We start from the raw sequence: 25,642 nt of genomic DNA, 5'->3' as shown, positions 1-25,642 counted from the left end.
TCGCCGCTGTCTTTAGTTTTCCTGCAACAAAGGTTGCAAGGCTTTATCGATGGCTTCCCGGGCCCGGAAAATCCGTGACCTCACAGTCCCCACCGGACACTGCATGACGCTCGCAATGTCTTCGTAACTCAGACCATCGAATTCACGTAAAGTTAACGCCGTACGCAAATCTTCTGGCAGTTGCTGAATTGTGCGATGAACGGTACCTTCGATCTCGTCGCGCAGCAATGCACGCTCCGGCGACTCGAGATCTTTGAGGCCGTGATCACCATCGTAAAATTCTGCATCTTCTGAACTTACATCGCTATCTGGTGGGCGGCGTCCGCGAGACACCAGATAGTTCTTCGCCGTGTTGATGGCGATGCGGTACAGCCACGTGTAAAACGCACTATCACCGCGGAAATTGCCCAGTGCACGATAAGCCTTGATAAAGGCCTCTTGTGCAACGTCCTGCGCTTCATGGGTGTCGTGCACAAACCGCACGATCAACCCGAGAATTTTGTGCTGGTATTTCAGCACTAGCAGATCAAATGCTCGCTTGTCGCCGCGCTGAACGCGCTCGACGAGCTGCTGATCCTCTTCCTGGGTTAGCATGAACACTCCTCGTTGTACTTGAAGGAGGCTTGCATAACTAAACGATCAGGCTTGCAAACATAGACTCGGACTTTTCGCAAAAGTTCTCCCCCTTCAAGCAAGTTTCCGGCACGCACTGATTTGGCACACACGAAAAACGCAGCGCGGGCAACGCCGGCTGCGCGAATAATCTTGTCGCCGGTTTTCTGACGCGTCCAATGCTCCCGACGGGCCAATAAACTCAACGTTTCCCAGCTTTCGGGCAACCTGCTATTGAGTCGGGGCTTATGCAAAAAGTTCCCGCTTCAACAACCGGCTGATTTTACCCGAGCTGCGCACCGTAATCTCACATTGCCACGAATGCCCGGCTATTGTGCCGCTCCCCCCCTCTATATACTAGTGGCCCGTGTGACCCTTTGATTCGCCGATCCAGGCCTCCTGTCTGCGCCTGACCTTTGGATCGCTTTTTGCGGAATCCTTCAAATGAGCCAACAGTTTCAACACGATGTCCTGGTGATCGGCAGCGGCGCGGCAGGATTGAGCCTAGCGCTGACCCTTCCCAGCCATCTGCGCATTGCGGTCCTGAGCAAAGGCGACCTGGCCAACGGCTCCACATTCTGGGCCCAGGGTGGTGTGGCCGCCGTGCTGGATGATACCGACACGGTGCAATCCCACGTCGAAGACACCCTCAACGCTGGCGGTGGCCTGTGCAACGAAGATGCGGTGCGTTTCACCGTCGAGCATAGCCGCGAGGCGATTCAATGGTTGATCGATCAAGGCGTGCCGTTCACCCGCGACGAACACGCGAGCAGTGACGACGGCGGCTTCGAATTCCACCTCACGCGCGAAGGCGGCCACAGCCACCGCCGCATCATCCACGCCGCCGACGCCACCGGCGCCGCGATCTTCAAGACCCTACTCGACCAAGCCCGCCAGCGTCCCAACATCGAATTGCTGGAGCAGCGCGTCGCCGTTGACCTGATCACTGAAAAACGCCTGGGCCTGGACGGCGAGCGCTGCCTCGGCGCCTACGTGCTCAACCGTTCCAGCGGCGAAGTCGACACGTACGGCGCACGCTTCACCATTCTCGCGTCAGGCGGTGCGGCCAAGGTCTACCTCTACACCAGCAACCCCGACGGCGCTTGCGGCGACGGTATTGCCATGGCCTGGCGTTCGGGTTGCCGGGTGGCGAACCTGGAATTCAACCAATTCCACCCCACCTGCCTTTATCACCCGCAAGCCAAGAGCTTCCTGATCACCGAGGCGCTGCGTGGTGAAGGTGCACACCTGAAACTGCCGAATGGCGAACGCTTCATGCAGCGTTTCGACCCGCGCGCCGAACTGGCCCCGCGCGATATCGTCGCCCGCGCCATCGACCATGAAATGAAGCGCCTGGGTGTCGACTGCGTGTACCTGGACATCAGCCACAAACCCGAAGACTTCATTAAGACCCACTTCCCCACGGTCTATGAGCGCTGTCTGGCGTTCAATATCGACATCACCAAAGGCCCGATCCCCGTCGTGCCCGCCGCGCACTACACCTGCGGTGGCGTGATGGTCGACCAGCACGGCCGCACCGACGTGCCCGGCCTGTACGCGATTGGCGAAACCAGCTTCACCGGCCTGCACGGCGCCAACCGCATGGCCAGCAATTCGTTGCTCGAATGCTTTGTCTACGCGCGCTCGGCGGCGGCAGACATTCTCGACCAACTGCCGCACATCCCGGTGCCGACCGCCCTTCCCCGCTGGGATGCCAGCCAGGTCACAGATTCGGACGAAGACGTGATCATCGCGCACAACTGGGACGAGCTGCGGCGGTTCATGTGGGACTACGTGGGAATCGTGCGCACCAACAAGCGCCTCCAACGGGCTCAGCACCGCGTGCGTTTGCTGCTGGATGAGATCGACGAGTTCTACAGCAACTATAAAGTCAGTCGTGACCTGATCGAATTGCGCAACCTGGCCCAGGTCGCGGAACTGATGATCCGCTCGGCCATGGAACGCAAGGAAAGCCGAGGCCTGCATTACACCCTCGACTATCCACAGATGCTGCCAGAAGCCCGCGACACTATTCTGGTGCCAACCACCTTCGGCGGCTGAACTTCAGACGTACCCGCAGGCGCCGATGCACATCGGCGACCTGCGAATCCCGTGGGACACAGACGGAACGCACCCGCCACTCGCCCTGTACCCGATAGCGCAATACGACAATCAGCGGCAACGCCAGGCTGTCGGGGCGCAACTGCACGCTGTGCCAACCGCGCTCATGACTGAACAACTGCCAGCCATCCTCATCGCGACGCAGGCCAACAATCGACGAACGGTGGGTCAACAGGACATGACGCGGCAGCACCCAGGCCGCATGGGCCAGGCATAACAGCACGCCAAGGAAAGCAAAGGGGGAATCGAGGACCAACAACGCACCCAGCGCGAATAGCTGGGCAAGCACATACGCCGCCAGCATTAGCCGTGAGGCCTGCCAGCGGCATTCAAAACGATTACTTGGGCTGAACACGGTCCAGAATGATCCGAACCATACGCTGCAGCTCAGGATCTTCCGATTCGGCGCGCTCCATGAACCAGCCGAACATGTCCTGGTCTTCGCATTCGAGCAGACGGACATAGAGGTCGCGATCTACTTTATTGAGCGTGGCGTACACCTCTTTGGTGAAAGGCACCAACAACACATCCAGCTCCAGCATGCCACGACGGCTGTGCCAGTAGAGGCGATTGATTTCTACTTCTTCGACCATGGAGCGCTCCTCAAATAGCGCGCAAGTATACAGGCACCACGGCCCCGGAACAGCCGGCTTTGGTCGCACCATATGGAAACTATCCATTTGCCGGGCGCCCCTCTATGATGCACCCATGACTTTTTGACCTGCGATGACCCATGGCTGACTCCGCTTTTTTCTGCCCGCTGTCCCACGAAGGCGTTCTGGCCGTCCGCGGCTCCGACGCTGCCAAGTTCCTGCAGGGTCAGCTCACCTGCAACCTCAATTACCTGAGTGATACTCAGGCTAGCCTCGGCGCGCGCTGCACGCAAAAAGGCCGCATGCAATCGAGCTTCCGCATCCTCTTGCAAGGTGACGGAGTATTGATGGCGATGGCCACCGATTTGCTGGAACCGCAACTGGCCGACCTGAAGAAATACGCGGTGTTCTCCAAGTCCAAGCTCACCGACGAAAGCGCCGCCTGGGTGCGTTTCGGCCTATCGAACGCTGACCATGCACTCGCCAGCCTGGGTCTTGAACTTCCAGCCGAGACTGACAGCGTAGCGCGTGCCGACGTACTGATCGCCATCCGCGTATCCCCAGCCCGCGCCGAACTCTGGGTGCCTGCCGAGCAAGCCGACACCGTGCGCAGCCAACTGGCCGCTCACGTAAAAGAAGCAGACTTGAATGAATGGCTGCTGGGCCAGATCCGCGCTGGCATCGGCCAGGTCATGCCGCAAACCCGCGAAGTCTTCATCCCGCAAATGCTCAACCTGCAAGCGGTGGGCGGCGTGAGTTTCAAGAAAGGTTGCTACACCGGCCAGGAAATCGTCGCGCGCATGCAGTACCTGGGCAAACTCAAGCGCCGCTTGTACCGCCTGAGCCTCAACGCGGCTGACATGCCCGAGCCAGGCACCCCACTGTTTTCCGCCAGCCACAACAGCTCGATCGGCGAAGTGGTGATTGCAGCAAAAGCTGACCAAGCGATTGAACTTCTGGCCGTATTGCAAGCCGAAGCAGCCGATAGTGGCGATGTGCACTTAGGCACACTGGAAGGCCCAGGTTTACAGCTGCTTGAGCTGCCTTATACCCTCGACCGCGATCGAGAAATCCAGCGTTAGTCGCCGTACCTTTTTGCAGCACCCTAGAGAGCATGAATGAACAAACTGGCGGAAAAAGTCCAACAGGCGTTGGTTAAGGCCATCAACAACGATGACCTGGTTCTGCCGACATTGCCGGAAGTGGCCCTGAACATCCGTCAGGCCGCTGAAGACCCGGAAATCAGCATCAGCCACTTGAGCAAAGTCATCGGTCGCGACACCGCGCTGTCGGCGCGCCTGATCAAAGTGGTCAACAGCCCGTTGTTACGCGCCACTCAGGAAGTCACCGACCTGCACACCGCCATCACCCGGCTGGGCACCAACTACAGCAGCAACCTGGCCATCGGCCTGGTGATGGAACAGATCTTCCACGCCCGCTCCGAAACGGTAGAACAGAAAATGCGCGATGTGTGGCGCCGCAGCCTGGAAGTAGCGGGCGTGAGCTATGCGTTGTGCCGCAGCCACAGTCAGCTCAAGCCGGACCAGGCAGCGTTGGGCGGCCTGGTGCACCAGATCGGCGTGCTGCCGATCCTGACCTACGCCGAAGACCACTACGAACTGCTGTCGGACCCGGTCAGCCTCAACCATGTCATCGACAGCATCCACCCGGTATTGGGCGACAAGTTGCTCGGTGGCTGGGACTTCCCGGAAATGCTGGCGAAACTGCCAGGCCAGTACCTGAACCTGGAACGCGACTCCGCCAGCCTCGACTACATCGACCTGGTGCAGATCGCCGTGCTGTATTGCCATCACGGCACCGATCACCCCTTGGCAAAGGTGGAAGTCTCCAACGTGCCGGCGATGAAGAAACTGCGGGTCGACCCCTACAGTGAAAAACTGCGCGCAGAGCTGGATGAAGCCCGCTTGATGTTCGACTGATCAACCGGCGATAAAACTTACCCGCACCTTCAACCCCGCCTGCGCACCATCGTGCAGGCTGATCTGCGCCAGATGGGCGCGGCAGATTTCGCCGACAATCGCCAGCCCCAGGCCTGAGCCCATGCCTTGCTGGCTGCGGCGGTAGAAGCGCTCGAACACCCGGTCGCGTTCATCCAGCGGAATACCTGGGCCGTCATCTTCCACCTCCAGTACCGCAGGCGCCGACACCCGCAAAATCACGTTGCCACCCGGTGGCGTGTGGGCCAGGGCGTTGTCCACCAGGTTGCTCAGCAACTCGTTCAGCAGCGTCGGCTCACCGCGCAACCACACCGGCTCGTCGGCCTCAAGCGCCAATGCCACGCCACGCGCATGGGCCAGGGGCGCCATGGCCATGCCCAGCTCACGGGCCAGTTGGCTCAGATCCAGCAACTGCGCCCCCCCTTCGGCAATCGCCCGCGCGCCATTTTCAATGCGTGCCAGGGACAGCAATTGATTGGCCAGATGGGTCAGGCGGTCGGTGCCCTGGGCGGCGGTTTCCAGGGTGCTGCGCCAGGTCGCCGGATCTTCCGCGCGCAGACCCAGTTCCAGCCGCGCCTTGAGTGCCGCCAACGGTGTACGCAGTTCGTGGGACGCGTCGGCAATAAACTGCGCCTGGCGTTCGAACTGCCCGCGCAGGCGCTCAGTGAAGTGATTGAGGGAACGCACCAGCGGGCCGAACTCATGCTGCACTTCCACCAACGGCAAGGGCCGCAAGTCGTCGGGCTGGCGTTCTTCCACTGCCGTGCGCAAGCGCTCCAGCGGGCGCAGCGCTGCGCTTACGGCGAACCACACCAATAACAACGCGCCGATCGCAAGCATACCCAAGCGCAGCAAGGTATCGGCCATCAGGCTGCGGGCCATGCTCACGCGCGCTTCATCGGTTTCGGCCACGCGGATTTCCGCCATGCCGTTCATATTCGGCTCGGAGACGGCCTTGAGCAGGCTGACCACACGCACCTGCTGGCCTTGGTACGTGGCGTTGTAAAACCGCGCCAGCGCCGGATAGTCATCGGTGCGAAGCGTGCCCGGCGGCGGGCCGGGCAGGTTCTCGTAACCGGAGATCAGCTTCTGGTCGATGTCATTGACTTGGTAGTAGATACGCCCGGCGCTGTCGTAGGCAAAGGTGTCCAGGGCGACATAGGGCACGTTGGCGCTGAGGGTGCCGTCCACTTGGGTCAGGCCGGCCGCGATGGTCCGTGCCGAGGCCAGCAACGTGCGGTCATAGGCGGTGTCGGCCGCTTCGCGACCGTTCCAGTAGGCACTCATGCCACTGGCGAGCATCAACAGCACCAGCAACAGCGCCAAGTTCCACAGCAGGCGCCAGCGCAGGCTGCTGGGCTTATGCATCGCGGGCTTCCAGCAGGTAGCCAAGGCCGCGGAAGGTCACGATGGCGATGGGCTGGCCATCGAGTTTCTTGCGCAACCGGTGCACGTAGATTTCGATGGCATCCGGGCTGGCCTCTTCGTCCAGGCCGAACACCTGGGACGCGAGTTGCTCCTTGCTCATCACCCGGCCCGGCCGCGCGATCAAGGCTTCGAGCACGGCTTGCTCGCGAGAGGTCAAGGTCATCAGCTCGCCGCCCACGGTGAAGCGCCGAGTATCGAGGTCGTACACCAACACGCCGCAGGTCTGCTGGCGCTCGCCGCCCAGCACGCTGCGGCGCAGCAGCGCCTTGACCCGGGCTTCCAGCTCCGTCAGTTCGAACGGTTTGGCGAGGTAGTCATCGGCGCCCAGGTTCAGGCCATGCACGCGGTCTTTCACATCACTGCGTGCGGTGAGCATCAGCACTGGCAGATTTTTTCCGCGAGCGCGTAGACGCGCCAGCACCTCGAAACCATCCATGCGCGGCAACCCCACATCAAGGATCGCCGCCGCGTATTCCTCGCTGCTCAAGGCCAAGTCCGCGGCCACGCCATCGTGCAGTACGTCGACGGTCAAACCCGTGCTCTTGAGCGCCTGGGCGACACTTTCGGCGAGTTGCAGATGGTCTTCAACCAAGAGGACACGCATGGATTTCTACCTCGTTCATGGGTGGTCGATGCCACGCCTTGGCAGGCAGTTTACAGGCGCCGCCTGCCCTGTGAAGCCCGAAAACATTGAAAGGCAGCTGAAAGGTTAGTGAAAGCTTCGCCCTTTAGCATCCAGCCAAGGTGGGTCATGCCCGCCGAGCGACCAGATGAGTCGCGACCGAAAAACGCCTCGATGCGTTTTCGCCAAAATAAGAACAATAACGGAGTGCAACACGATGCTGTCGACCCAGCCCCAGGCTTGCCCGCCTGTTCGTTTTTCCCGCCTGACCCACACCGCCCTTGCCAGTGCCGCTGCCCTTGCCGGCTTTTCGCCGCTTGCCCAGGCTGCCTTCTTTGAAGACAGCAGCGCGACCCTGGAAACCCGCAACATGTACTTCAACCGCGACTTTCGCGACGGCACCAGCGCACAGCAATCCAAGCGCGACGAATGGGCCCAGGGCTTCATGCTCAACCTGCAATCGGGCTACACCGACGGCACCGTCGGTTTTGGCGTCGACGCGCTGGGCATGCTCGGAGTCAAACTCGACTCCAGCCCCGATCGCACCGGTACCGGCCTGCTGCCGACCCATGACGATGGTCGCGCCGCCGATGAGTACTCCAAGCTGGGTTTGACCGGCAAAGTGAAGATCTCCGCCACCGAGCTGAAGATCGGCTCGCTGATGCCTGAACTGCCGATCCTCAAGCCCAACGACGGCCGCATCCTGCCGCAGACGTTCAACGGCGGCCTGCTGACTTCCAAGGAGTTCAAGAACCTGACGTTCACCGGCGGTCGCCTGGACAAGGCCAAGGACCGCGACGACAGCAATTACGAGGACATCGCCCTCAACAACAAGAACAGCCGCTTCCTCAGCGGCGCCACCGGCAAGCATTTCAACTTCGGTGGCGTGGACTATAAGTTCGCCGACAAGATCACCGGTAGCTACCACTTCGCCCAGCTCGACGACGTTTACCGCCAGCACTTCCTCGGCCTGGTGGCCGCACGCCCGATGGGCCCCGGCACCTTCGCCACTGACCTGCGCCTGGCTATCAGTGATGACACCGGTGCTGCCCGTGGCGGCAAGATCGACAATACCTCCCTCAACGGCCTGTTCAGCTATGCCCTCAATGGCCATAAGCTCAGCGCCGGCTACCAGCACATGTCCGGCGACAGCGCCTTCCCGTATGTGGATGGCAGTGACCCGTACCTGGTCAACTTCGTTCAGATCAACGACTTTGCCGGCGCCGACGAGCACTCCTGGCAGGCGCGCTACGACTACGACTTCGCCAAGCTGGGCATTCCCGGCCTGAGTTTCATGAGCCGTTACCTGTCGGGTGACAACATCAAACTCAAGAACGGCGAGACCGGTAAAGAGTGGGAACGCAACACCGAAATCAAGTACGTGGTGCAAACCGGCACGTTCAAAGACGTCGCTGTACGCCTGCGTAACGCCACGTACCGTTCCAACTACTCAGCCCGTGACGCGGATGAAATGCGCGTGCTGGTCAGCTACAGCGTTGCCCTTTGGTAAGTGTGCTCTGGAAGTAGAACCTCACAACAATAAAGACGGAGATAACCATGACCCTTTCACTGCGTAAATTTGCCCTCGCCGCCGGCTGCATGCTGTTCGCCGGCCAACTGCTGGCTGCCGATGAACCCAAGCGCCCGGAATGCATCGCCCCGGCCTCCCCCGGCGGTGGTTTTGACCTGACCTGCAAACTGGCGCAAAGCGCGTTGGTCAACGAGAAGTTGCTCAGCAAGCCGATGCGCGTGACCTACATGCCGGGCGGGGTGGGCGCAGTGGCTTACAACGCGGTGGTCGCCCAGCGCCCTGCTGATGCCGGCACATTGGTGGCCTGGTCCAGCGGTTCGCTGTTGAACCTGGCGCAAGGCAAGTTCGGTCGTTTTGATGAAAGCGCCGTGCGTTGGTTGGCGGCAGTTGGCACCAGCTACGGCGCCATCGCAGTGAAAAGTGATTCGCCCTACAAGACCCTCGACGATCTCGTCAAAGCCTTGAAGAAAGATCCGGGCAGCGTGGTGATCGGTTCCGGCGGCACCGTCGGCAGCCAGGACTGGATGCAAACGGCACTGATCGCCAAGGCAGCCGGGATCAACCCGCGCGAGCTGCGTTATGTCGCCCTCGAAGGTGGAGGCGAAATCGCTACTGCCCTGCTCGGCGGTCACATCCAGGTGGGCAGTACCGACATCTCCGACTCCATGCCGCACATCCTGAGTGGCGATATGCGCCTGCTGGCGGTGTTCTCCGAGAAGCGGCTGGACGAGCCAGAAATGAAGGACATTCCAACCGCCAAGGAGCAAGGCTACGACATCGTCTGGCCAGTGGTGCGCGGTTTCTACCTGGGGCCAAAAGTCAGCGATGCCGACTATGCCTGGTGGAAAGAGGCGTTCGACAAACTGCTGGCCTCGGACGAGTTCGCCAAGCTGCGTGACCAGCGTGAGCTGTTCCCGTTCGCCATGACCGGCCCGGAGCTGGACACCTACGTGAAGAAACAGGTGGCTGACTACAAAGTACTGGCCAAAGAGTTCGGCCTGATCCAGTAATCGCCCCGCCTTCCAAGTGCGGCCACGCCCTCTTTCACAAGGGGCGCGGCCCAGGAGTTCGACATGCTCTTACAACGCATTTTTGCCGCTGTGCTGTTGCTGGCCTGTGCCGGCCTTGCATTGATGGCTTGGCCGTATCAGGCGGCATTTTCCTACGAGCCGGTGGGGCCTCGTGCCTACCCGCTGCTGATGCTAGGGCTGATGAGCCTGGCACTGATCTACATGCTGTTTCGCCCGCAACCTACCAAGCACACCGAGGAAGAACCGGCGCTGGACCGCCAGACCCTGATCAAGATCTGCATCTGCGTAGCCCTGTTGATCGTGTTTGCCGCCACCTTCGAACCCCTCGGCTTCATTCTCAGCAGCATGCTGATCGGCATTCCCATGGCGCGTCTGTACGGCGGCCGCTGGGTGCCCAGCGTGGTGATCGTCAGCCTGATGGCCATTGGTCTTTATCTGCTGTTCGATAAAGCCATGGATGTTCCGCTGCCCCTCGGCCTGCTCGACGTTCTGGAGAACTGATATGGATACTTTCGGCTATTTGGGCCAGGGCTTCGGCGTTGCACTGTCCCCTTACAACCTGGTGACCGCCCTCTGCGGCACCTTGATCGGCACCGTGGTCGGCCTGCTGCCGGGCCTGGGCCCGATCAACGGCGTAGCACTGTTGATCCCCATCGCATTCGCACTGGGCCTGCCGCCGGAATCGGCGTTGATCCTGCTGGCGGCCGTGTATCTGGGTTGCGAATACGGCGGCCGTATCAGCTCAATCCTGCTGAACATTCCGGGCGAAGCGTCGACCGTGATGACCACCCTCGACGGCTACCCGATGGCCCGTAAAGGCCTGGCTGGCGTGGCGTTGTCCTTGTCGGCATGGAGCTCGTTCATCGGCGCGTTTATCGCTACCTGCGGCATGGTGCTGTTTGCGCCGCTGCTGGCCAAATGGGCAATTGCCTTCGGTCCGGCGGAATATTTCGTACTGATGGTGTTTGCGATTGTCTGCCTGGGCGGCATGGCCGGTGACAAACCGCTGAAAACGTTTGTTGCGGCGCTGATCGGCCTCTTCCTCTCGGCAGTGGGTATTGACGCCAACAGCGGCGTGTACCGGTTTACCGGCGACAACATCCACCTCACCGACGGCATCCAGTTTGTGGTGTTGGTGCTGGGCCTGTTTTCCATCAGTGAGATCCTGCTGCTGCTGGAAAAAACTCACCGTGGCCAGGAAGCGGTGAAGGCCACCGGGCGGATGATGTTCAACCTGAAGGAAGCGGGTTCGGTGTTCGTTGTGAACATCCGCTGCGGCCTGCTCGGATTCATCATGGGTGTACTCCCCGGCGCAGGTGCGACATTGGCCTCGGCCGTCGCCTACATGACCGAGAAACGCCTGGCCGGTGCCAGCGGCAAATTCGGCCAGGGCGACATGCGTGGCCTCGCCGCGCCGGAAACGGCCATCGGTGCTTCCGCCTGTGGCGCCCTGGTACCGATGCTGACACTGGGTGTACCGGGTTCGGGCACCACGGCGGTGATGATCGGTGCTCTGTCGCTGTACAACATCACTCCTGGCCCGCTGCTGTTCCAACAGCAACCGGACATCGTCTGGGGCCTGATCGCCTCGTTGTTTATCGCCAACATCATGCTGGTGATCCTCAACATCCCGATGATCCGCATCTTCACGCGCATTCTTGCCGTGCCGAACTGGGCGCTGGTGCCGGTGATCGCCATCATCACAGCGATCGGTGTGTACGCAGTGCACGCCACCACCTTCGATCTGTTCCTGATGGTGGGTATCGGCATCTTCGGCTACATCCTGCGCAAGCTGGATTTCCCGCTGTCGCCGGTACTGCTGGGCTTTATCCTCGGCGGCCTGATGGAGCAGAACCTGCGCCGTGCGCTGTCGATTTCCAACGGTGACCTGCAAATTCTTTGGTCGAGCCCGATCACCTTCGGTGTGTGGGTACTGACCGCGTTGATGCTGGCCTTCCCGCTGATCCGCATCTACCGCAAACGTGCCCTGCAGCGTCGTGCCGTGGCCGATGTCTGAGGTCACCTTTAAACAATGGTGGGGAACGCCGCTGGTCGGTCTGGCCGGCGGTTACCTGGCCAGCCTGGTCGGCTGGCCTTTGCCGTATATGGTCGGTTCGTTGCTGGCGATCATCCTCGTGCGTTGCCTCACGCCATGGCAGTTGGCGGAGATTCCCGGCGGGCGCAAATGCGGTCAATGGGTAGTGGGCATCGGCATCGGCCTGCACTTCACCCCGTTGGTGATTGAACAGGTGATGAGCCACTTCGGCCTGATCTTCTTCGGCGCGCTGGTCACCAGCCTGTCGAGCGTGGTCGGCGTGTGGCTGATGCGCCGCAGCGGTGAAGACCGCGCCACCGCGTTTTTCTCCAGCATGCCGGGCGGTTCCGGTGAGATGGTCAACCTCGGCGCACGTAATGGCGCGGTGCTCAGCCGCGTGGCAGCGGGCCAGAGCCTGCGGGTGCTGGTAGTGGTGTTGTGTGTGCCGGCGATTTTCAAGTATTTGCTGGAGGGCGGCGCGCCGCAGTTTCATCCGGCACCGGTGAGTTGGGCGTGGCTGGCGTTGCTGTTTCCTCTGGGTGCGCTGGTAGCCTGGGGCTGGCAGCGTTTGCGTCAGCCAAACCCGTGGTTGTTCGGGCCCTTGTTGGTGAGTGCCACCGCCAGCGTGGTGTGGGACCTGCACATCGGGTTACCTGACGGCGGCAGCCAGATTGGCCAATGGCTGATCGGCAGCGGCTTGGGCTGCCACTTCAATCGTCAGTTCTTCCGGCGCGCTCCGTCGTTCATGGTTCGCACCTTGATCGGCACGGCGTTGACCATGGCGCTGGCGACGCTGGCGGCGGTAGGCTTGAGTGCCCTCACCCACTTGGACCTGCGCTCATTGACCCTGGGCATGATGCCCGGCGGCATCGCCGAGATGAGCCTCACGGCCGAAACCCTGCAACTGTCGGTGCCGCTGGTGACGGCGATGCAGGTAATGCGGTTGTTATTTGTATTGTTTCTGGCGGAGCCGTTGTTCCGGCATTGGAACCGCCAGCCGATGCACTAAATAGACGCCTTTGCCTGGCACCCAGATGAAACTTTGCTACCATCTGCGGCTTCGGAAGAGGTGGATTCCATGCATATTCAAAAGTTACAGATAGAGAACTTACGGTCTTTTAAGGCCGTAGGGCTCGACTTCAATGTGCCCGCCACAGGTAACTTACAGATCCAATACCCTAACGTGAATGTCTTGCTGGGAGATAACGGCCTCGGCAAGACCAGCGTATTGCGTGCAGTCGCATTATCGGTGTTGGGGCCTTTGCTCAGCGGAGGATCCGGCTTTGTTTCCGAAGGCCTGGTTCGTCGTACTGACGCCGCTGAAAAAAAAACGCCTCCCGCCACTATTACTGCAACGCTCCTTTCGACTGACGAAGAAAAAAATCCGAAGCAGACAGACCACCCGCTGCCCGATCAATTTTCGCTGAAGACCCAAATCAGTTCCTTCGGCTCCACTGAGCGCATGCGCAGCAAAGTGTCCCCACGCGATATCGAGAATACGGTCGAGTTTCTTCAGTTCAACGAAGACAATCCTGCGTTTTTCATTGTGGGTTATGGGGCGAGCAGAAGTGTTGAAGCCTCCGCCAGGGTAGATGAAAGTGCACGTAAAAAATCGCGCCTGCGCCGTTATGAACGGGTTGCCAGCCTCTTCGAAGAACACGTCACGCTAATGCCATTGTCCTATTGGCTGCCTGAATACGCCAAAAGCAACAAAGGCCGATACACCCAAGTCATCAACCTGATAAACGATCTGCTGCCTCTGAACTGTCAAATTCAGAAAACGGTTCAGGAAAACGAAAACTTATTTGAAATGAACGGCATTGTGCTGCCATTCCGAGCCTTGTCCGATGGGTTCAGGGCTTATATTGGCTGGATAGGCGACATGCTGTTTCATGTCTGCCAGGGTGTCGCGACAGGGCTGAAACTAAGGGAAATGCGAGGTGTTGTAATGGTCGACGAAATCGATCTGCACTTACACCCTGAATGGCAAAAAGTGGTAGTCCCCACTCTGGCAAAAGCCTTACCCAATGTTCAGTTCATCTTCACCACCCACAGCCCATTGGTGGTGGGTTCATTGATGTCACAAAACCTCTTTTTGCTGAGTCAGGAGGAAGGTTCGACGCTCATAAAGCGGCTGCCCGAACATGTGAGGGGCAAGAGTTCCGAACAGATTCTGCTTTCGCCCTATTTCGGCCTGGACAGTACTCGCGCCGAGTCTACGTCAACCAAACTCAACGAACTGGCACGCAGTGCCGTTTCCGGGAATCGCGACGCCAGCGCCAACTACCTGAAACTTATGGCAAGCGGCCTAGGGTTCGACCAGCCCCCGTCACCACCGACCACTTCTGCGCCTAAGCGAAGAAAGAACGGGGAAGGCGTCAAGAAATGATCCGTTATCCAATCCTGGAGAAAGATCTCATTGCACAAATCAAAGAGCGGAATAAAACCTGGCTTAGCCGTGCCAAGGCACGTACTGGAACTTACGTGGCTGCCGGTAAATACACCGGCGGTACTGAGTTCTGGGGCCAGATAAAAACCGTCTATATAGCGCTGCAATACGAAAAATGCGCATATTGCGAAACCAAACTTCAGGGTTCGGTGCTGGCGAGCAAAGTCCACGAAGTGGAGCACTATCGCCCCAAGTCCAGCATCCAAGCCTGGCCCATACACCTTAACTGGGCCACCGGCGCAGCGAGCCCAACGGGGTACTACAAGCTCGCTTATCATCACTTTAACTATGCGATTGCCTGCACCCGTTGCAACTCAACCCTGAAATCAAACTTTTTCCCCATCCGCGGCCATCGCGATGTGCAAGGTTCCGACCCCGCACAAATGGGCAACGAGTTAGCGCTGCTGCTCTATCCGATCTCAACGGTTGACGTGGACGACCCGCAAACGATCATTACTTTTGATGGCGTATTAGCGGTTCCGGCGCAGCAAAACGGGCACGCCTATGAACGGGCGGTCACCAATATCGAATTTTTCCAGCTGAACCATGAAGACCTCACCTCACGTCGAGCGCTTGCACTGATAGAGCTCTGGGTTGCGCTGGAAGCCTTGGCGGCGGACAAGACCGACGTCGCGACGCGAAAGGTCGCACAGCAACTGGTGACCTTCAAATGCAGCGCCCAGAGTGAGTTCACCGCTTGTAACCTCGCTTTCCGACAGCTCTACCAATCCGATCACAACGCCGCCAAACAGATGGCTCTCTTACTGGCGCAAGCCCTCCCGGAATAACCCAAGCCCCCTCACAGCGGCGGCAGCCGCCACTCAATCGGCGTCTCGCCATTCTGCTCAAGAAACTTGTTGGTACGGCTGAAATGCCCGCACCCCAGAAACCCTCGATACGCGGACAGCGGCGACGGATGCACTGACGTCAGTACCAAATGCTTGGTGGCGTCGACCAGTTTCTGCTTGCCTTGTGCATGGGCGCCCCACAACAGGAACACCAAATGCGGCTGGTGCTCGCTGACCACTTCGATAATCCGATCGGTAAAGAACTGCCAACCCTTGCCAGCGTGGGCGTTGGCGTTGGCGCGCTCCACGGTCATGGTGGTGTTGAGCAACAACACGCCTTGGTCGGCCCAGCTTTGCAGGCAGCCATGGTTGGGGATGTCGATGTTCAGGTCGCGCTTGAGCTCTTTATAGATGTTGGCCAATGACGGCGGCGTCGGCACGCCCGGTTGCACCGAGAAACACAAACCGTGGGCCTGGCCGGGACCGTGGTACGGGTCCTGGCCGAGGATCACGACCTTGACCTTGTCCAGAGGCGTGGAGTTGAGCGCATTGAAAATCAGCGGGCCGGGCGGGTAGATCTCTTTGCCGGCAACGTGCTCCAGGCGAAGGAACTCGCGCAACTGAGCCATGTAGGGCTTATCGAACTCATCACGCAGGGCGTGTTTCCAGCTGGGTTCGAGTTTGATACGGTCGCCTTCGGTCATAGTTGAATTGTCTTGTAAAAAATAATGAGGCGAACCCTAGGAAAGCCGGCCTTGCTTGTCAATTGATCTGACACACCATCGGCACTTTCCCACGAAGCGATCATACTGATCCTTCACCCTCCCGAATGAGGTCACAATGAACCTGCACTTCGAAGAGCTCACCGGCAGCGACGGCGCCCGCGTCGGCATCGCCAGCCTTGATGCTGAAGCATCCCTCAACGCCCTGTCCCTGCCGATGATCCTGGCCTTGAGCGATCGCCTGGATGCGTGGGCCAAAGACCCGAACATCGTCTGCGTGCTGCTGCGCGGTAACGGGCCCAAGGCCTTTTGCGCCGGTGGCGAGGTACGCAGCCTGGCAATGGCCTGCCTCGAACAACCCGGCGAAGTGCCCGCCCTGGGTGCACAGTTTTTTGCCGCGGAATACCGCCTCGACTACCGCCTGCATAGGTACCCTAAACCGCTGATCTGCTGGGGCCACGGGTATGTGCTGGGGGGTGGCATGGGCCTGCTGCAAAGCGCGGCCATACGCATCGTCACGCCGAGCAGTCGCCTGGCGATGCCCGAAATCAGCATCGGCCTGTACCCGGATGTGGGCGCCAGTTGGTTTCTGTCGCGCCTGCCGGGCAAGCTCGGTCTATTCCTGGGCCTCACCGGCGCGTACATCAACGGCCGTGACGCCTTGGACTTGGGTCTGGCCGACCGTTTCCTGCGCGACGATCAACAGGACGAACTGCTTGATGGCCTGCTGCAACTCAATTGGCAGGAACAGACCGCGATGCAACTCAACAGCCTGCTCAAGGCCCTGGCCCAAGAGGCTGTAAGCCAGCAGCCCGAAGCCCAATGGCTGCCGCGCCGAGCGCAAATCGACGAATGGCTGGACGTGGGCGATGTGCGCTGTGCCTGGCGAGCGTTGAGCCCACTGCGCGACCACGCCGACCCGCTGTTCAGCCGCGCCGGCAAGACTCTAAGCGAAGGCTGCCCGCTGACTGCACACCTTGTGTGGGAACAGATCCAGCGCGCACGGCATTTATCCCTGGCCCAAGTGTTCCAGATGGAATACACCCTGAGCCTCAACTGCTGCCGTCACCCTGAATTCAGCGAAGGGGTACGCGCGCGGTTGATCGATAAAGACCAGAAACCCCATTGGCATTGGCCGGATATCAATACAGTCCCGGACGCCGTGGTACAGGCGCACTTTCATAAGGCGTGGGAAGGTCGCCATCCGCTGGCGGACTTGTCCGATTACTGATTGTTTTCTCCCACAAAAAACGGCGCTTCCTGCGCCGTTTGCATTCAACTCAGATCAACGGTGACCGCCGCGGCCACCGCCATGACCTCCATCGCGTCCATCGCGTCCGTGCCTGCCATTACCCCCATGTTCGCCCCAGCCCTGGTTCGGATAAGGCCGGTAACCGGCCCTCGGCCCAGCCGGGTAATAGCGTGGTGCCGGCTGGTAATAACGCGGCGCCGAGTAGTAACGCGGTGCTGGTGCGTAATAGCGCGGCGACGGGTAGTAATCACGGCGATATTGATACGCCGAGCCCCCCCCGTAGTAATACGCCGGCGCCGGTGAGGTATAGACCTCGGATCGATAGTAGCTATGGCCTCCATCGTAGTAGGGCACACAAGCGGAAAGGGTCAGACCGAGTAAAGCGCTGAGCAGCAGTCGTCGATACATGGCGGCCTCCTGGACCGCGAAAGAGCACCTCCAGCGACGCGGGAGGGCGGCATTCAGCTTTCACTGAATGACGAAATATCTGACATCAAAAACCGAATCTGGTGCGTTTTGGTAACAGATTGATACATCTGCATCCGCCAGATTTGTCATCCGCCCAAAATTGCCCATTGGTCGGAGTTTTTAACTGGATGGAACATTTTTGGATGTATTGAAACTTTAAATAATTGGATAGTGTCACTATGACATCGCACAATGCCAAGGAGGCTCTAGCGCGAGCACTCTACCCATATGACCTCGGATTTAAGCCATGAAGATTTCAACCAAACTGTTGCTCTCCTTTCTACTGTGCGCAGTCGTCACCCTGGGCGTGGGTTTACTGGGTATCAAGGGTGTGGTTCGCCTCGCCAACGCACTCGAACTGACGTTTTCGAACAATCTGGTTTCCGTGAGCAACACCGCGGCCACCCTCAACGGCCTGGTCGCCCACAACCGGGGCTTATACCGGTTGATTGATGCCAGCCAGGGCGACGTGTCCCAGCAAGACCGCGACCGCGTGCGCCAGGACATCGCCAAAGAACTCACGAACAGCCAGGCTGCCTACAAGATCTACCGCGCCACCCCGTTGGAAGACGACGAACGGGCAGCAGGCGACAAGCTCGACCAGCTGTGGCCCGCTTACATCAGCAGCTCCGAACGCATCATGTCGATGCTCGAAAGCAATCAGCTCGACCAGGCCCGCGCACAGCTCAACAGCACCAACAATGAAATGTTCCGCCAGGCACGCGACTTGATCCGCGTGATGATCGAGTCCAACAACCGCCAGATCAAAGAAGGCTCCATCGCCGCTGATGAGCTGCGCGACAGCGCGTTGACCTGGATGATCAGCGGCATCGTGCTTGCCTTCATCATCGCCATCACCATTGGTGTGTTGATCACCCGCCTGATCACCCGTCCCATCGCCCAGGCCGTGGAGAGCGCACAACGCATTGCCAAAGGTGACCTGACCCAAGCCATCGTCACCGAGCGTACCGATGAAGCAGGGCAACTGCTGATGGCGCTGTCCGATATGCAGGGTGGTTTGAAAAGCACACTGATGGAAATCGCCAACGCTTCTGACCAGTTAGCGTCGGCCGCCGAAGAACTGAGTGCGGTCACCGATGAAAGCAGCCGTGGCCTCACCCGCCAGAATGACGAAATCCAACAAGCCGCCACCGCCGTCAACCAGATGACCGCCGCGGTGGACGAAGTGGCAAGCAACGCCGTGTCCACTTCAGAAGCCTCGCGCCAAGCCACCACCGAAGCCGAAGAGGGCCGTGAGCAAGTGGCCCAGGCCGTGTCCGGCATGGGTTCGATGGTGGTCGAGATCAACGACTCCACCCAATCGGTCGCCGACCTTGCCGGCCAGGTGCGTGAAATCGGCAAGGTGATCGATGTGATCCGCGGCATCGCCGACCAGACCAACCTACTGGCCCTCAACGCGGCCATCGAAGCAGCCCGTGCGGGCGAACAAGGTCGCGGTTTCGCGGTGGTTGCCGATGAAGTCCGCGCCTTGGCTCATCGAACCCAAATCTCCACGGTCGACATCGAAAAAATGATCGGCGAAGTGCAAGTCGGCGCCGATGACGCCGTGGCCGCGATGAACAAGAGCCTGACCTGGGCCAACAACACTCAGACCCTGGCACAGAACGCCGGTGAGGCATTGGAGCGCATCACCGCCAGCGTGGCGAAGATCAATGAGCGCAACCTGGTGATCGCCTCCGCCTCCGAGGAACAGGCGCAAGTGGCCCGTGAAGTTGACCGCAATCTGCTCAACATCCAGGACCTGTCGACCCAGACCGCCGCCGGCGCCCACCAGACCAACGCCTCCAGCCAGGACCTGTCACGCCTGGCCACCTCGTTCAATGTGCTGGTCAGCAAGTTCCAGCTGTAAGTAGCCTGCCGTGGGTTGGCGCTGTATCGTGCAAGGCCAAGCGAACCTTGCCCGATCAGCCCACTCCATGACCACGCCAACCCTATGCCCCGCCTGCGGCGCCCGCAACGATTGCACCCTGGCCGACCCACGCACGGCCGACCAGGCCTGCTGGTGCTACAGCGTCACCATCGACCCCGCCGTACTTGAAGCGCTGCCGGATGAACTGCGCAACAAAGCCTGCCTCTGCCCGCGCTGCGCCCAAGTCGATGAACAGTTGCGTCGCCGCGATGCGAGTTGACCGTTTCCTCAGCAACCTAGCGCAGTTCAATCGCAAGCAGGTGCGCCTGCTATTGGTAGAGCGGCGCGTGAGCGTCGATGGGGTGATCGTCAGCGACCCTCACCATGACGTACGGGAATTCAGCCGCGTGTGCGTTGACGACAACGTGCTACAGGCGGGCAAACCGGCGCGTTATTTCATGCTGCACAAGCCCCAGGGGTGTGTGAGTGCGACCTCAGACCCGCAACACCCCACGGTGCTGGACCTGCTGCATGAGCCGGACAAAGCGGATTTACATATCGCCGGCCGTTTGGATTTCAACACCACCGGCCTGATGTTGATCACCAATGACGGCCAGTGGTCGCGCCGCTTGACGCAACCGACGACCAAGTTGCCCAAGGTCTATCTCGTTGCCACTGAACAGGCCATCGGCGCCGAGTACGCGACCACGTTCGCGGCGGGCCTGTATTTTGCGTTTGAGGACCTCACCACCCAGCCAGCCGAATTGGAGCTGCTGGGGCCGACGACCGCGCGGCTGAGCATCATCGAGGGCCGCTATCACCAGGTGAAGCGCATGTTCGGACACTTCAATAACAAGGTGATCAGCTTGCATCGCGAACGTATGGGACCGCTTGAGTTGGATGCTGCACTGGCGCCGGGCGAATATCGGCCGTTGACGCTTGAGGAAATCCTCCAGGTCTGATGACCGTTCAGCCGGTGATGGCAAAAACCCATTTATAGGCCTTGCGACATCCCGAGTCTGTGCTTGAATCAAGCTCACCAGTTTAAATATGACTGGCGAGTCGCCTATAACCTCCAAGAAACACCTTGCCCACGCCCGCGCTTTATTCCACGGGCCTTCCAGGCAAACAGCCCGCCATAACAACACCCGTCGGCCAGCCGTCACCGGACCGACATGGGCCTTCATTTTTCAGGCGTATGCCTACCTGTCACAAAGCTCGTGCAGAGTTATCTGCGCGCCCTACCCGCTTGCCAGGAGTCTTACGACATGAGGCCAGAAATCGCTGTGTTGGATATACAGGGTCAGTATCGGGTTTACACGGAGTTCTATCGCGCGGACGAGGCTGAAAAGACCATCATTCTGGTCAACGGCTCAATGGCCACCACGGCATCCTTCGCCCAAACCGTGAAAAGCCTGCACCCGCAGTTCAACGTGGTTTTGTACGACCAGCCCTACGCCGGCCGTTCAAAAATCCATAACCGTCATGAGCAGATGCTGACGAAAGAAGTCGAAGGCCAGATCCTTCTGGAACTCATCGACCACTTTGCCGCCGAGCATGTGCTGTCGTTTTCCTGGGGCGGCGCCGCCACCCTCGTCGCCCTCGCCCAGCGCCCTCGCCGCGTGGAAAAGGCCGTGATCAGCTCGTTCTCCCCGGTGATCAACGCACCCATGCGCGACTATCTGGAGCGGGGTGTCGACTACCTCGGCAACCTTGACCGCGACCGCGTCGGCCACCTTGTTAACAGCACCATCGGCAAACACCTGCCATCGCTGTTCAAGCGTTTCAACTACAAACACGTCAGCAGCCTGGCCGAACACGAATACGGGCAGATGCACTTTCACATCAGCCAAGTGCTCACCAGCGACCGACTGTGCTACCTCAAGGCCGCCAAGGCGATCGATATTCCGGTGCTGTTCCTGAACGGCGAATGGGACGAATACACCAGCGCCCAGGACGCCAGGCAGTTTGGCAACTATGTGGCCAACAGCAGCTTCAGCACTATCCAGGCGACGGGGCATTTTCTGGACATGGAGCATAAGGCAGCGTGCAAGGATAGCCGGGAGGCGGTGGTGGGCTTTTTGAAACCGGAGCGGCAGGTCAGCCGATTGCGTTATCACCAAGGTCAGGCACAGCATGCATTTGCGATTTGAAATGATGATTCATGGCCTGGCTCGTTGTGGCGAAGGATCAGCCGCCTTCGCCGCAACCTGCACATTTTCAAAGAAAAACTTCAAATCCATGTGAACATCTGGTACAAAGTCAGCCGCTCTGAGCGGGTATAGTTTAATGGTAGAACAGTAGCTTCCCAAGCTTCCGACGAGGGTTCGATTCCCTCTACCCGCTCCACTCAGACATAGCACCCACGCCACTATCGTTTTGGCGGGGGATGCCCAAGAAACCGGCCCTTTGAGGCCGGTTTTTTTATGCCCAGGATTTTCTCGTCCGCAAACCTGTACAAATACAAAATTCTGTACAACTATCAACGCTGGAGCGCTGGCACCACGCCTCGCACGATCAAGGAGCCGCGCAATGACACGTCTGCTGGTTTCACTGTTGCTGGCGTTGAGCTTGGCGAGTTGCAGCCATGTGGAGGTCGATCACTACGCCGACCAGAAGCCACAGCTGGACCTTGAGCGCTTCTTCAGCAAACCCGTCAAGGCCTGGGGCATCTTTGAGAAACGCTCGGGCGAAGTCGCCAAGCGTTTTGAAGTGGATATCGCCAGCCATCGCGAGGGCGATAAATTAATTCTCGACGAGAAATTCCTGTACAGCGACGGCACTCGCCAGCGCCGTGTGTGGACCCTTACGCCCGATGGCCCGGGACGCTGGCGCGGACGGGCCGGTGATGTGGTCGGCGAGGCCATCGGCGAGGTCGCCGGGAACGCGTTGCGTTGGCGCTACCGGCTCAACCTCCCGGTGGAGGGCTCGGTATACGAGGTGAGCTTTGACGATTGGATGTACCTGATGGACGAGGACACGATGATCAACCGGTCGAGCATGACCAAGTTCGGCGTGGAATGGGGCCAGGTCACATTGTTCTTTCGTCGCCAATAACCCCCAAAGGTAGGGTGAACCATGAATGTGCAGAAGCTGATCCAACTGGCCGAGAAAGGTGAAATACGTAGTTTGGAGTTGCTGTCCCTGGAGGGCGTTTTTTATATCGCTCGTGTGAAACTGGATCAGGTCGACATCACATTACTGGACGATAACGGCAAGACACTGCGGCTGCGGTCCAGCACGCATTTGCGCGACCTGTTGCAGGGTGTTCCGCCATTTCCCTGTGTGCTGGTGCAACAGTGCGCCCATGACGAAATGTGTGGCATCCGTGAGGGCGCTATCGGGGCGTTGCGCATTCCATTTTCGCTGGGTGCAACCCTTTAAGATCGTTGCGTGTTTGGCTCTCGTCCCGCTTGGCGTGAGCGCTGCACTCAGTAATCAACGCCCCTCTATGGCTGCCTGGCAACTTTACGACGGCAGACCTCGCACAGGTTCGCAGGGTCGCCAACCTGTCAGCGCGATCAACAAGGTCAGCAGTTGGAACACGATGATCAGCACCACACAACCCGCCCAGCCCCATCGCTCCCAAATCAGCGCAGGGACAATCGCACCGCAACTGCCCCCCAAGTAGTAACACGTGAGGTATACGCCGACGGCACCCGCCTTGTTGTCGCGCGCCGTCGCGGTGGTGAAGGCATTGGCCGCGGCCTGGGCGAGGAACACGCCAGTGGAACTGAGGGCCAGGCCCGTCACGATGCACCACAGAGAGGGCACCAGCGTCAGGGCCGATCCACTGACGCCAAGTACGGCAGCGACCGTCAGCAATTGGGCATGTGGACGCGCCTTGCTCAGGCGGCCGGCGATAGGAATCACAATCAGCGCCAGCAAAAACACCATGTACAGCGTCCCCAAGGCCGCAGACCCAAGATTGAACGGCGGTAAGCCGAGGTACAAACCTGCGTAGGTAAACGCCGCCACCTGGGAAAACAACACGCAAAAGCCTACGGCGTACGCAGCCAATAACGGTTTGCGAAAAACACTCGTAAAGGAAGCCCTGCCCTGCTCCACTCGCGCACGATTGGCGGGCAACAGAAACTGGATAAACCCGCCGACCATCAGGCTCAACACCGCCAGTAACTCAAAGGCTTCACGCCAGCCTACATATTCAGTCATCACCCCCGTGACAAAACGCCCGGCAAACCCGCCCAACACCGTGCCCGCGACATAAAGGCTGGTGACTTCGGTGACGTTGCCACCGCGCCAACGGTCGCCGATGTAGGCCACGCTGGTGGCAAACACCACGGGTATCACCATGCCCTCCACGAAGCGCCACACCAGCACTTCAGCAAAGCTGTCGGCATAGGCGGTCATGAGTGTCGGCCCCGCCAACAGCAACGCAGCCACGCAGATCACCGTGCGTTGCTCGAAACGCCCGGTCACACGGCTGACAAACGGTGCAGTGATTGCCACGGCCAAGGTAGTCACGGTGATGCTCCAACCCGCTGCGTTGGCGCTGAGATGAAACTGCGCGGCAAAGGTCTGGAGGATGCTCTGGGTCGCATACAGGTTGAGAAATGCCGCACAGCCACACAGGAACAGGGCAAGGCGGGCACAATGCAGACGCGGCTTCATGAAACCTCTCGTTTTATTTTGAAAGGTCTTTATAGAATGGCCGGCAGGTCTGGAACCAATACCGAATTCAGACCGATTGATACCCAAGGATCAGGATGCTCGACCTACGCAAGCTGCGTTACTTTCTGACGGTCGCTGAAGAATTGCACTTCGGCCGTGCAGCCATTCGCCTGCACCTTGCGCAACCACCGCTGACCCGGCAGATTTCAGCGTTGGAAGCGCAGTTGGGTTTCAAACTGTTTGATCGCACCAGCCGCACCGTGACGCTCACCGCCCAAGGCCGGTCGTTCCTGCCCTACGCACGCGGGGTGCTGGAACAGGTGGACTTGGCCCAAGCGATCGCAGACAAATTGGCTGCGGGTACCGCCGGACAACTGTCCGTCGGTTATGCCAGCTCAATCGCCCTGTCAGATCTGTTCAGCCAAGCGATCCAGTCTTTTGCCCGGCAATTTCCGGATGTGCAGCTGACGCTGGTCGAAAGTGCCTCCGGCAGCCTGTGTGCTCAGGTAGCGGATGGGCGGCTGGATATCGGGTTGAGCCGCATGGTGCCGCAACGTCCAGAAGTGCAGGCGCTATCCCTCGCAGAAGAGCGCTTACTGGCGGCGGTGTCCAAAGACAGCCCACTGGCGACTCTGGCCGAGGTCAGCCTGGCGCAGCTCAGTGCCTACCCGTTGATATTATTTCCGGCGGATTATGGCTCAGGGCTTAACCAGTCCATCGAACAGCTTTACCGACACCACGGCGTGCGCCTGCACCTTGGGCCGACTGGGCGGCAGATCACCTCGATCATTGCGCTGGTGGCGGCCGGCCAAGGTGTGGCGTTGGTACCGGAATGCACACAAAGCTTGATGAACAAAGGCGTGACGTACAGGCCGTTGGTCGAGGGGGATGCTTACGCGCAGTTGTTAGTGTTGACCCCGGCTGAAACAAAAAGCGTGCTGGTGGAGGCCTTCCTCAGCGTGATCGTTGGGATCTCCCATAACCGGTAACACCTGCGAAAAACCTCGCCACACCTCACAGGATCGCTCGCCTGATGTCAGCAATGCCTGACAGCGGCAATTAACGAGTGTCCCGACAATCCCGGTTGGTCGGCCAGAAATGCGGAACCACAGCCATGCTTGAACCTGGACAAGCCACACCAAAGCCCCTATTGCGCCAAATACTCGGCTGGGTGCTGGTATTACCCCTGCTGATCTCGTTTGTACGGTTGCCATTCCCTCTAGGACTGGTGCTGGCACTGGGCGTCATGGCCGGATCGGTCCACGGCTTACGGCTAGCCCATCGTCATGCAACCCGACAAGTCACCCTGTTCGCCTTGATCGTCACCCTGCTGAATGGCATCTCATTGATCGCAATGGGGACAGCTTCACTGCTTAAAGCCGTGTTTTATCTTGTGTGGGGCTCTACGCGTATCCGCATTACACCAACTGGGTGTACTGGAATTTCTAAGCACTGAAGAATTCGATCGCAAGAAACGTAGTTTCCAGTGCAGCGCAGGGAGCTACAGTCTCGATCACGTATCGACACGGC

27 protein-coding genes and 1 tRNA gene are annotated in these 25,642 nt (G+C 59.5%); 20 read left to right on the top strand and 8 right to left on the bottom strand.

All coding sequences use genetic code 11. The features are described from left to right. Positions 1-12 precede the first annotated feature (12 nt). Complete coding sequence (rpoE, locus tag ACEN2T_RS26815) at positions 13-594, bottom strand: RNA polymerase sigma factor RpoE (RefSeq protein ID WP_003172477.1); 582 nt, start codon at positions 592-594, stop codon at positions 13-15. A gap of 462 nt (positions 595-1,056) precedes the next feature. On the opposite strand from rpoE, the gene nadB reads away from it, so the two are divergent. Then, a complete protein-coding gene (nadB, locus tag ACEN2T_RS26810; protein ID WP_032888543.1) occupies positions 1,057-2,673 on the top strand; it encodes an L-aspartate oxidase in 1,617 nt (538 codons plus the stop codon). Here the strand turns inward: nadB and ACEN2T_RS26805 are convergent. Continuing rightward, positions 2,642-3,088, bottom strand: a complete 447-nt coding sequence (locus ACEN2T_RS26805; protein WP_032888542.1) for a protein YgfX — start codon at positions 3,086-3,088, stop codon at positions 2,642-2,644. The two genes, nadB and ACEN2T_RS26805, sit on opposite strands and share 32 nt — an antisense overlap. Beyond that, positions 3,072-3,326, bottom strand: a complete 255-nt coding sequence (locus ACEN2T_RS26800) for an FAD assembly factor SdhE (protein WP_032888540.1) — start codon at positions 3,324-3,326, stop codon at positions 3,072-3,074. Before ACEN2T_RS26800 ends, ACEN2T_RS26805 begins: the two co-directional genes overlap by 17 nt. A gap of 140 nt (positions 3,327-3,466) precedes the next feature. On the opposite strand from ACEN2T_RS26800, the gene ygfZ reads away from it, so the two are divergent. Both ygfZ and ACEN2T_RS26790 read left to right on the top strand, forming a co-directional pair. Beyond that, positions 3,467-4,408 (top strand): CAF17-like 4Fe-4S cluster assembly/insertion protein YgfZ, encoded by a 942-nt coding sequence (gene ygfZ, locus ACEN2T_RS26795; RefSeq protein WP_122755726.1) that lies wholly within the window; start codon positions 3,467-3,469, stop codon positions 4,406-4,408. 36 nt (positions 4,409-4,444) lie between these two features. Then, the gene (locus ACEN2T_RS26790) at positions 4,445-5,266 is read left to right on the top strand and encodes an HDOD domain-containing protein (protein WP_032888536.1); all 822 of its coding nucleotides are present in this window, start codon (positions 4,445-4,447) and stop codon (positions 5,264-5,266) included. On the opposite strand, the gene ACEN2T_RS26785 is transcribed toward ACEN2T_RS26790, so the two are convergent. Further along, positions 5,267-6,652 carry a sensor histidine kinase gene (locus tag ACEN2T_RS26785; RefSeq protein WP_442117821.1) on the bottom strand — a complete coding sequence of 462 codons (1,386 nt, stop codon included), beginning with the start codon at positions 6,650-6,652 and terminating at the stop codon, positions 5,267-5,269. Further along, positions 6,645-7,316 carry a response regulator gene (locus ACEN2T_RS26780; protein WP_017736361.1) on the bottom strand — a complete coding sequence of 224 codons (672 nt, stop codon included), beginning with the start codon at positions 7,314-7,316 and terminating at the stop codon, positions 6,645-6,647. The genes ACEN2T_RS26785 and ACEN2T_RS26780 overlap by 8 nt, the downstream gene beginning before the upstream one ends. A 235-nt stretch (positions 7,317-7,551) precedes the next feature. On the opposite strand from ACEN2T_RS26780, the gene ACEN2T_RS26775 reads away from it, so the two are divergent. The 7 genes from ACEN2T_RS26775 (at position 7,552) to ACEN2T_RS26745 (ending at position 15,168) form a co-directional block, all read left to right on the top strand. Continuing rightward, positions 7,552-8,844, top strand: a complete 1,293-nt coding sequence (locus ACEN2T_RS26775; RefSeq protein WP_032888532.1) for an OprD family porin — start codon at positions 7,552-7,554, stop codon at positions 8,842-8,844. A 41-nt stretch (positions 8,845-8,885) separates the two neighbouring features. Then, a complete protein-coding gene (locus ACEN2T_RS26770; protein ID WP_163033161.1) occupies positions 8,886-9,875 on the top strand; it encodes a Bug family tripartite tricarboxylate transporter substrate binding protein in 990 nt (329 codons plus the stop codon). A 63-nt stretch (positions 9,876-9,938) separates the two neighbouring features. Continuing rightward, complete coding sequence (locus ACEN2T_RS26765; RefSeq protein ID WP_032888529.1) at positions 9,939-10,397, top strand: tripartite tricarboxylate transporter TctB family protein; 459 nt, start codon at positions 9,939-9,941, stop codon at positions 10,395-10,397. Between the two features lies 1 nt (position 10,398). Further along, on the top strand, positions 10,399-11,913 hold the full coding sequence (locus ACEN2T_RS26760) for a tripartite tricarboxylate transporter permease (protein WP_095184070.1): 1,515 nt from the start codon (positions 10,399-10,401) through the stop codon (positions 11,911-11,913). Then, positions 11,906-12,940 (top strand): AbrB family transcriptional regulator, encoded by a 1,035-nt coding sequence (locus tag ACEN2T_RS26755; RefSeq protein WP_032889255.1) that lies wholly within the window; start codon positions 11,906-11,908, stop codon positions 12,938-12,940. The genes ACEN2T_RS26760 and ACEN2T_RS26755 overlap by 8 nt, the downstream gene beginning before the upstream one ends. 69 nt (positions 12,941-13,009) lie before the next feature. Then, positions 13,010-14,320, top strand: a complete 1,311-nt coding sequence (locus tag ACEN2T_RS26750; RefSeq protein WP_095184068.1) for an AAA family ATPase — start codon at positions 13,010-13,012, stop codon at positions 14,318-14,320. Further along, a complete protein-coding gene (locus tag ACEN2T_RS26745; RefSeq protein WP_179179411.1) occupies positions 14,317-15,168 on the top strand; it encodes a hypothetical protein in 852 nt (283 codons plus the stop codon). The genes ACEN2T_RS26750 and ACEN2T_RS26745 overlap by 4 nt, the downstream gene beginning before the upstream one ends. A gap of 11 nt (positions 15,169-15,179) precedes the next feature. Here the strand turns inward: ACEN2T_RS26745 and ung are convergent, their stop codons facing one another. Continuing rightward, the gene (gene ung / locus ACEN2T_RS26740; protein ID WP_032888523.1) at positions 15,180-15,872 is read right to left on the bottom strand and encodes a uracil-DNA glycosylase; all 693 of its coding nucleotides are present in this window, start codon (positions 15,870-15,872) and stop codon (positions 15,180-15,182) included. Positions 15,873-16,008: 136 nt separating this feature from the next. On the opposite strand from ung, the gene ACEN2T_RS26735 reads away from it, so the two are divergent. After that, complete coding sequence (locus ACEN2T_RS26735) at positions 16,009-17,121, top strand: enoyl-CoA hydratase/isomerase family protein (protein WP_442117820.1); 1,113 nt, start codon at positions 16,009-16,011, stop codon at positions 17,119-17,121. 54 nt (positions 17,122-17,175) lie between these two features. Here ACEN2T_RS26735 and ACEN2T_RS26730 read toward each other — a convergent pair whose 3' ends face one another. Continuing rightward, positions 17,176-17,550: a hypothetical protein gene (locus tag ACEN2T_RS26730; protein ID WP_442117819.1), complete on the bottom strand. Its 375-nt coding sequence runs from the start codon at positions 17,548-17,550 to the stop codon at positions 17,176-17,178. A gap of 307 nt (positions 17,551-17,857) precedes the next feature. Here ACEN2T_RS26730 and ACEN2T_RS26725 point away from each other — a divergent pair, with 307 nt between their 5' ends. The 7 genes from ACEN2T_RS26725 to ACEN2T_RS26695 all read left to right on the top strand — a co-directional run bounded on the left by ACEN2T_RS26725 (position 17,858) and on the right by ACEN2T_RS26695 (position 22,864). Beyond that, positions 17,858-19,480, top strand: coding sequence for a methyl-accepting chemotaxis protein (locus tag ACEN2T_RS26725; protein WP_442117818.1), 1,623 nt, complete (start codon positions 17,858-17,860; stop codon positions 19,478-19,480). A gap of 67 nt (positions 19,481-19,547) precedes the next feature. Continuing rightward, the gene (locus ACEN2T_RS26720; protein WP_099601364.1) at positions 19,548-19,760 is read left to right on the top strand and encodes a cysteine-rich CWC family protein; all 213 of its coding nucleotides are present in this window, start codon (positions 19,548-19,550) and stop codon (positions 19,758-19,760) included. Next, positions 19,750-20,442, top strand: a complete 693-nt coding sequence (locus tag ACEN2T_RS26715; protein ID WP_122755720.1) for a pseudouridine synthase — start codon at positions 19,750-19,752, stop codon at positions 20,440-20,442. Before ACEN2T_RS26720 ends, ACEN2T_RS26715 begins: the two co-directional genes overlap by 11 nt. A gap of 306 nt (positions 20,443-20,748) precedes the next feature. Beyond that, positions 20,749-21,633 (top strand): alpha/beta fold hydrolase, encoded by an 885-nt coding sequence (locus ACEN2T_RS26710; RefSeq protein ID WP_099601362.1) that lies wholly within the window; start codon positions 20,749-20,751, stop codon positions 21,631-21,633. A gap of 122 nt (positions 21,634-21,755) precedes the next feature. Then, positions 21,756-21,829, top strand: a tRNA-Gly gene (locus ACEN2T_RS26705). Positions 21,830-22,012: 183 nt separating this feature from the next. Beyond that, positions 22,013-22,537, top strand: coding sequence for a DUF3833 domain-containing protein (locus tag ACEN2T_RS26700; protein ID WP_032888513.1), 525 nt, complete (start codon positions 22,013-22,015; stop codon positions 22,535-22,537). Positions 22,538-22,558: 21 nt separating this feature from the next. Beyond that, positions 22,559-22,864 carry a DUF6482 family protein gene (locus ACEN2T_RS26695; RefSeq protein ID WP_442117817.1) on the top strand — a complete coding sequence of 102 codons (306 nt, stop codon included), beginning with the start codon at positions 22,559-22,561 and terminating at the stop codon, positions 22,862-22,864. A gap of 84 nt (positions 22,865-22,948) precedes the next feature. Here the strand turns inward: ACEN2T_RS26695 and ACEN2T_RS26690 are convergent, their stop codons facing one another. Beyond that, positions 22,949-24,112 carry an MFS transporter gene (locus ACEN2T_RS26690; RefSeq protein ID WP_032888509.1) on the bottom strand — a complete coding sequence of 388 codons (1,164 nt, stop codon included), beginning with the start codon at positions 24,110-24,112 and terminating at the stop codon, positions 22,949-22,951. A 95-nt stretch (positions 24,113-24,207) separates the two neighbouring features. Between ACEN2T_RS26690 and ACEN2T_RS26685 the strand changes: the two genes are divergently transcribed. Both ACEN2T_RS26685 and ACEN2T_RS26680 read left to right on the top strand, forming a co-directional pair. After that, positions 24,208-25,101 (top strand): LysR family transcriptional regulator, encoded by an 894-nt coding sequence (locus ACEN2T_RS26685; protein ID WP_181644014.1) that lies wholly within the window; start codon positions 24,208-24,210, stop codon positions 25,099-25,101. Positions 25,102-25,226: 125 nt separating this feature from the next. Continuing rightward, positions 25,227-25,568: a hypothetical protein gene (locus ACEN2T_RS26680; protein WP_442117816.1), complete on the top strand. Its 342-nt coding sequence runs from the start codon at positions 25,227-25,229 to the stop codon at positions 25,566-25,568. The last annotated feature ends 74 nt before the right edge of the window (positions 25,569-25,642 follow it).

Origin of the sequence: Pseudomonas sp. W22_MBD1_FP4, assembly GCF_052113765.1 — a bacterium.
GTDB lineage: Bacteria > Pseudomonadota > Gammaproteobacteria > Pseudomonadales > Pseudomonadaceae > Aquipseudomonas > Aquipseudomonas sivasensis.
The sequence above is the reverse complement of the archived record's forward strand: the minus strand, read 5'-3'. Positions and strand labels throughout refer to the sequence as shown.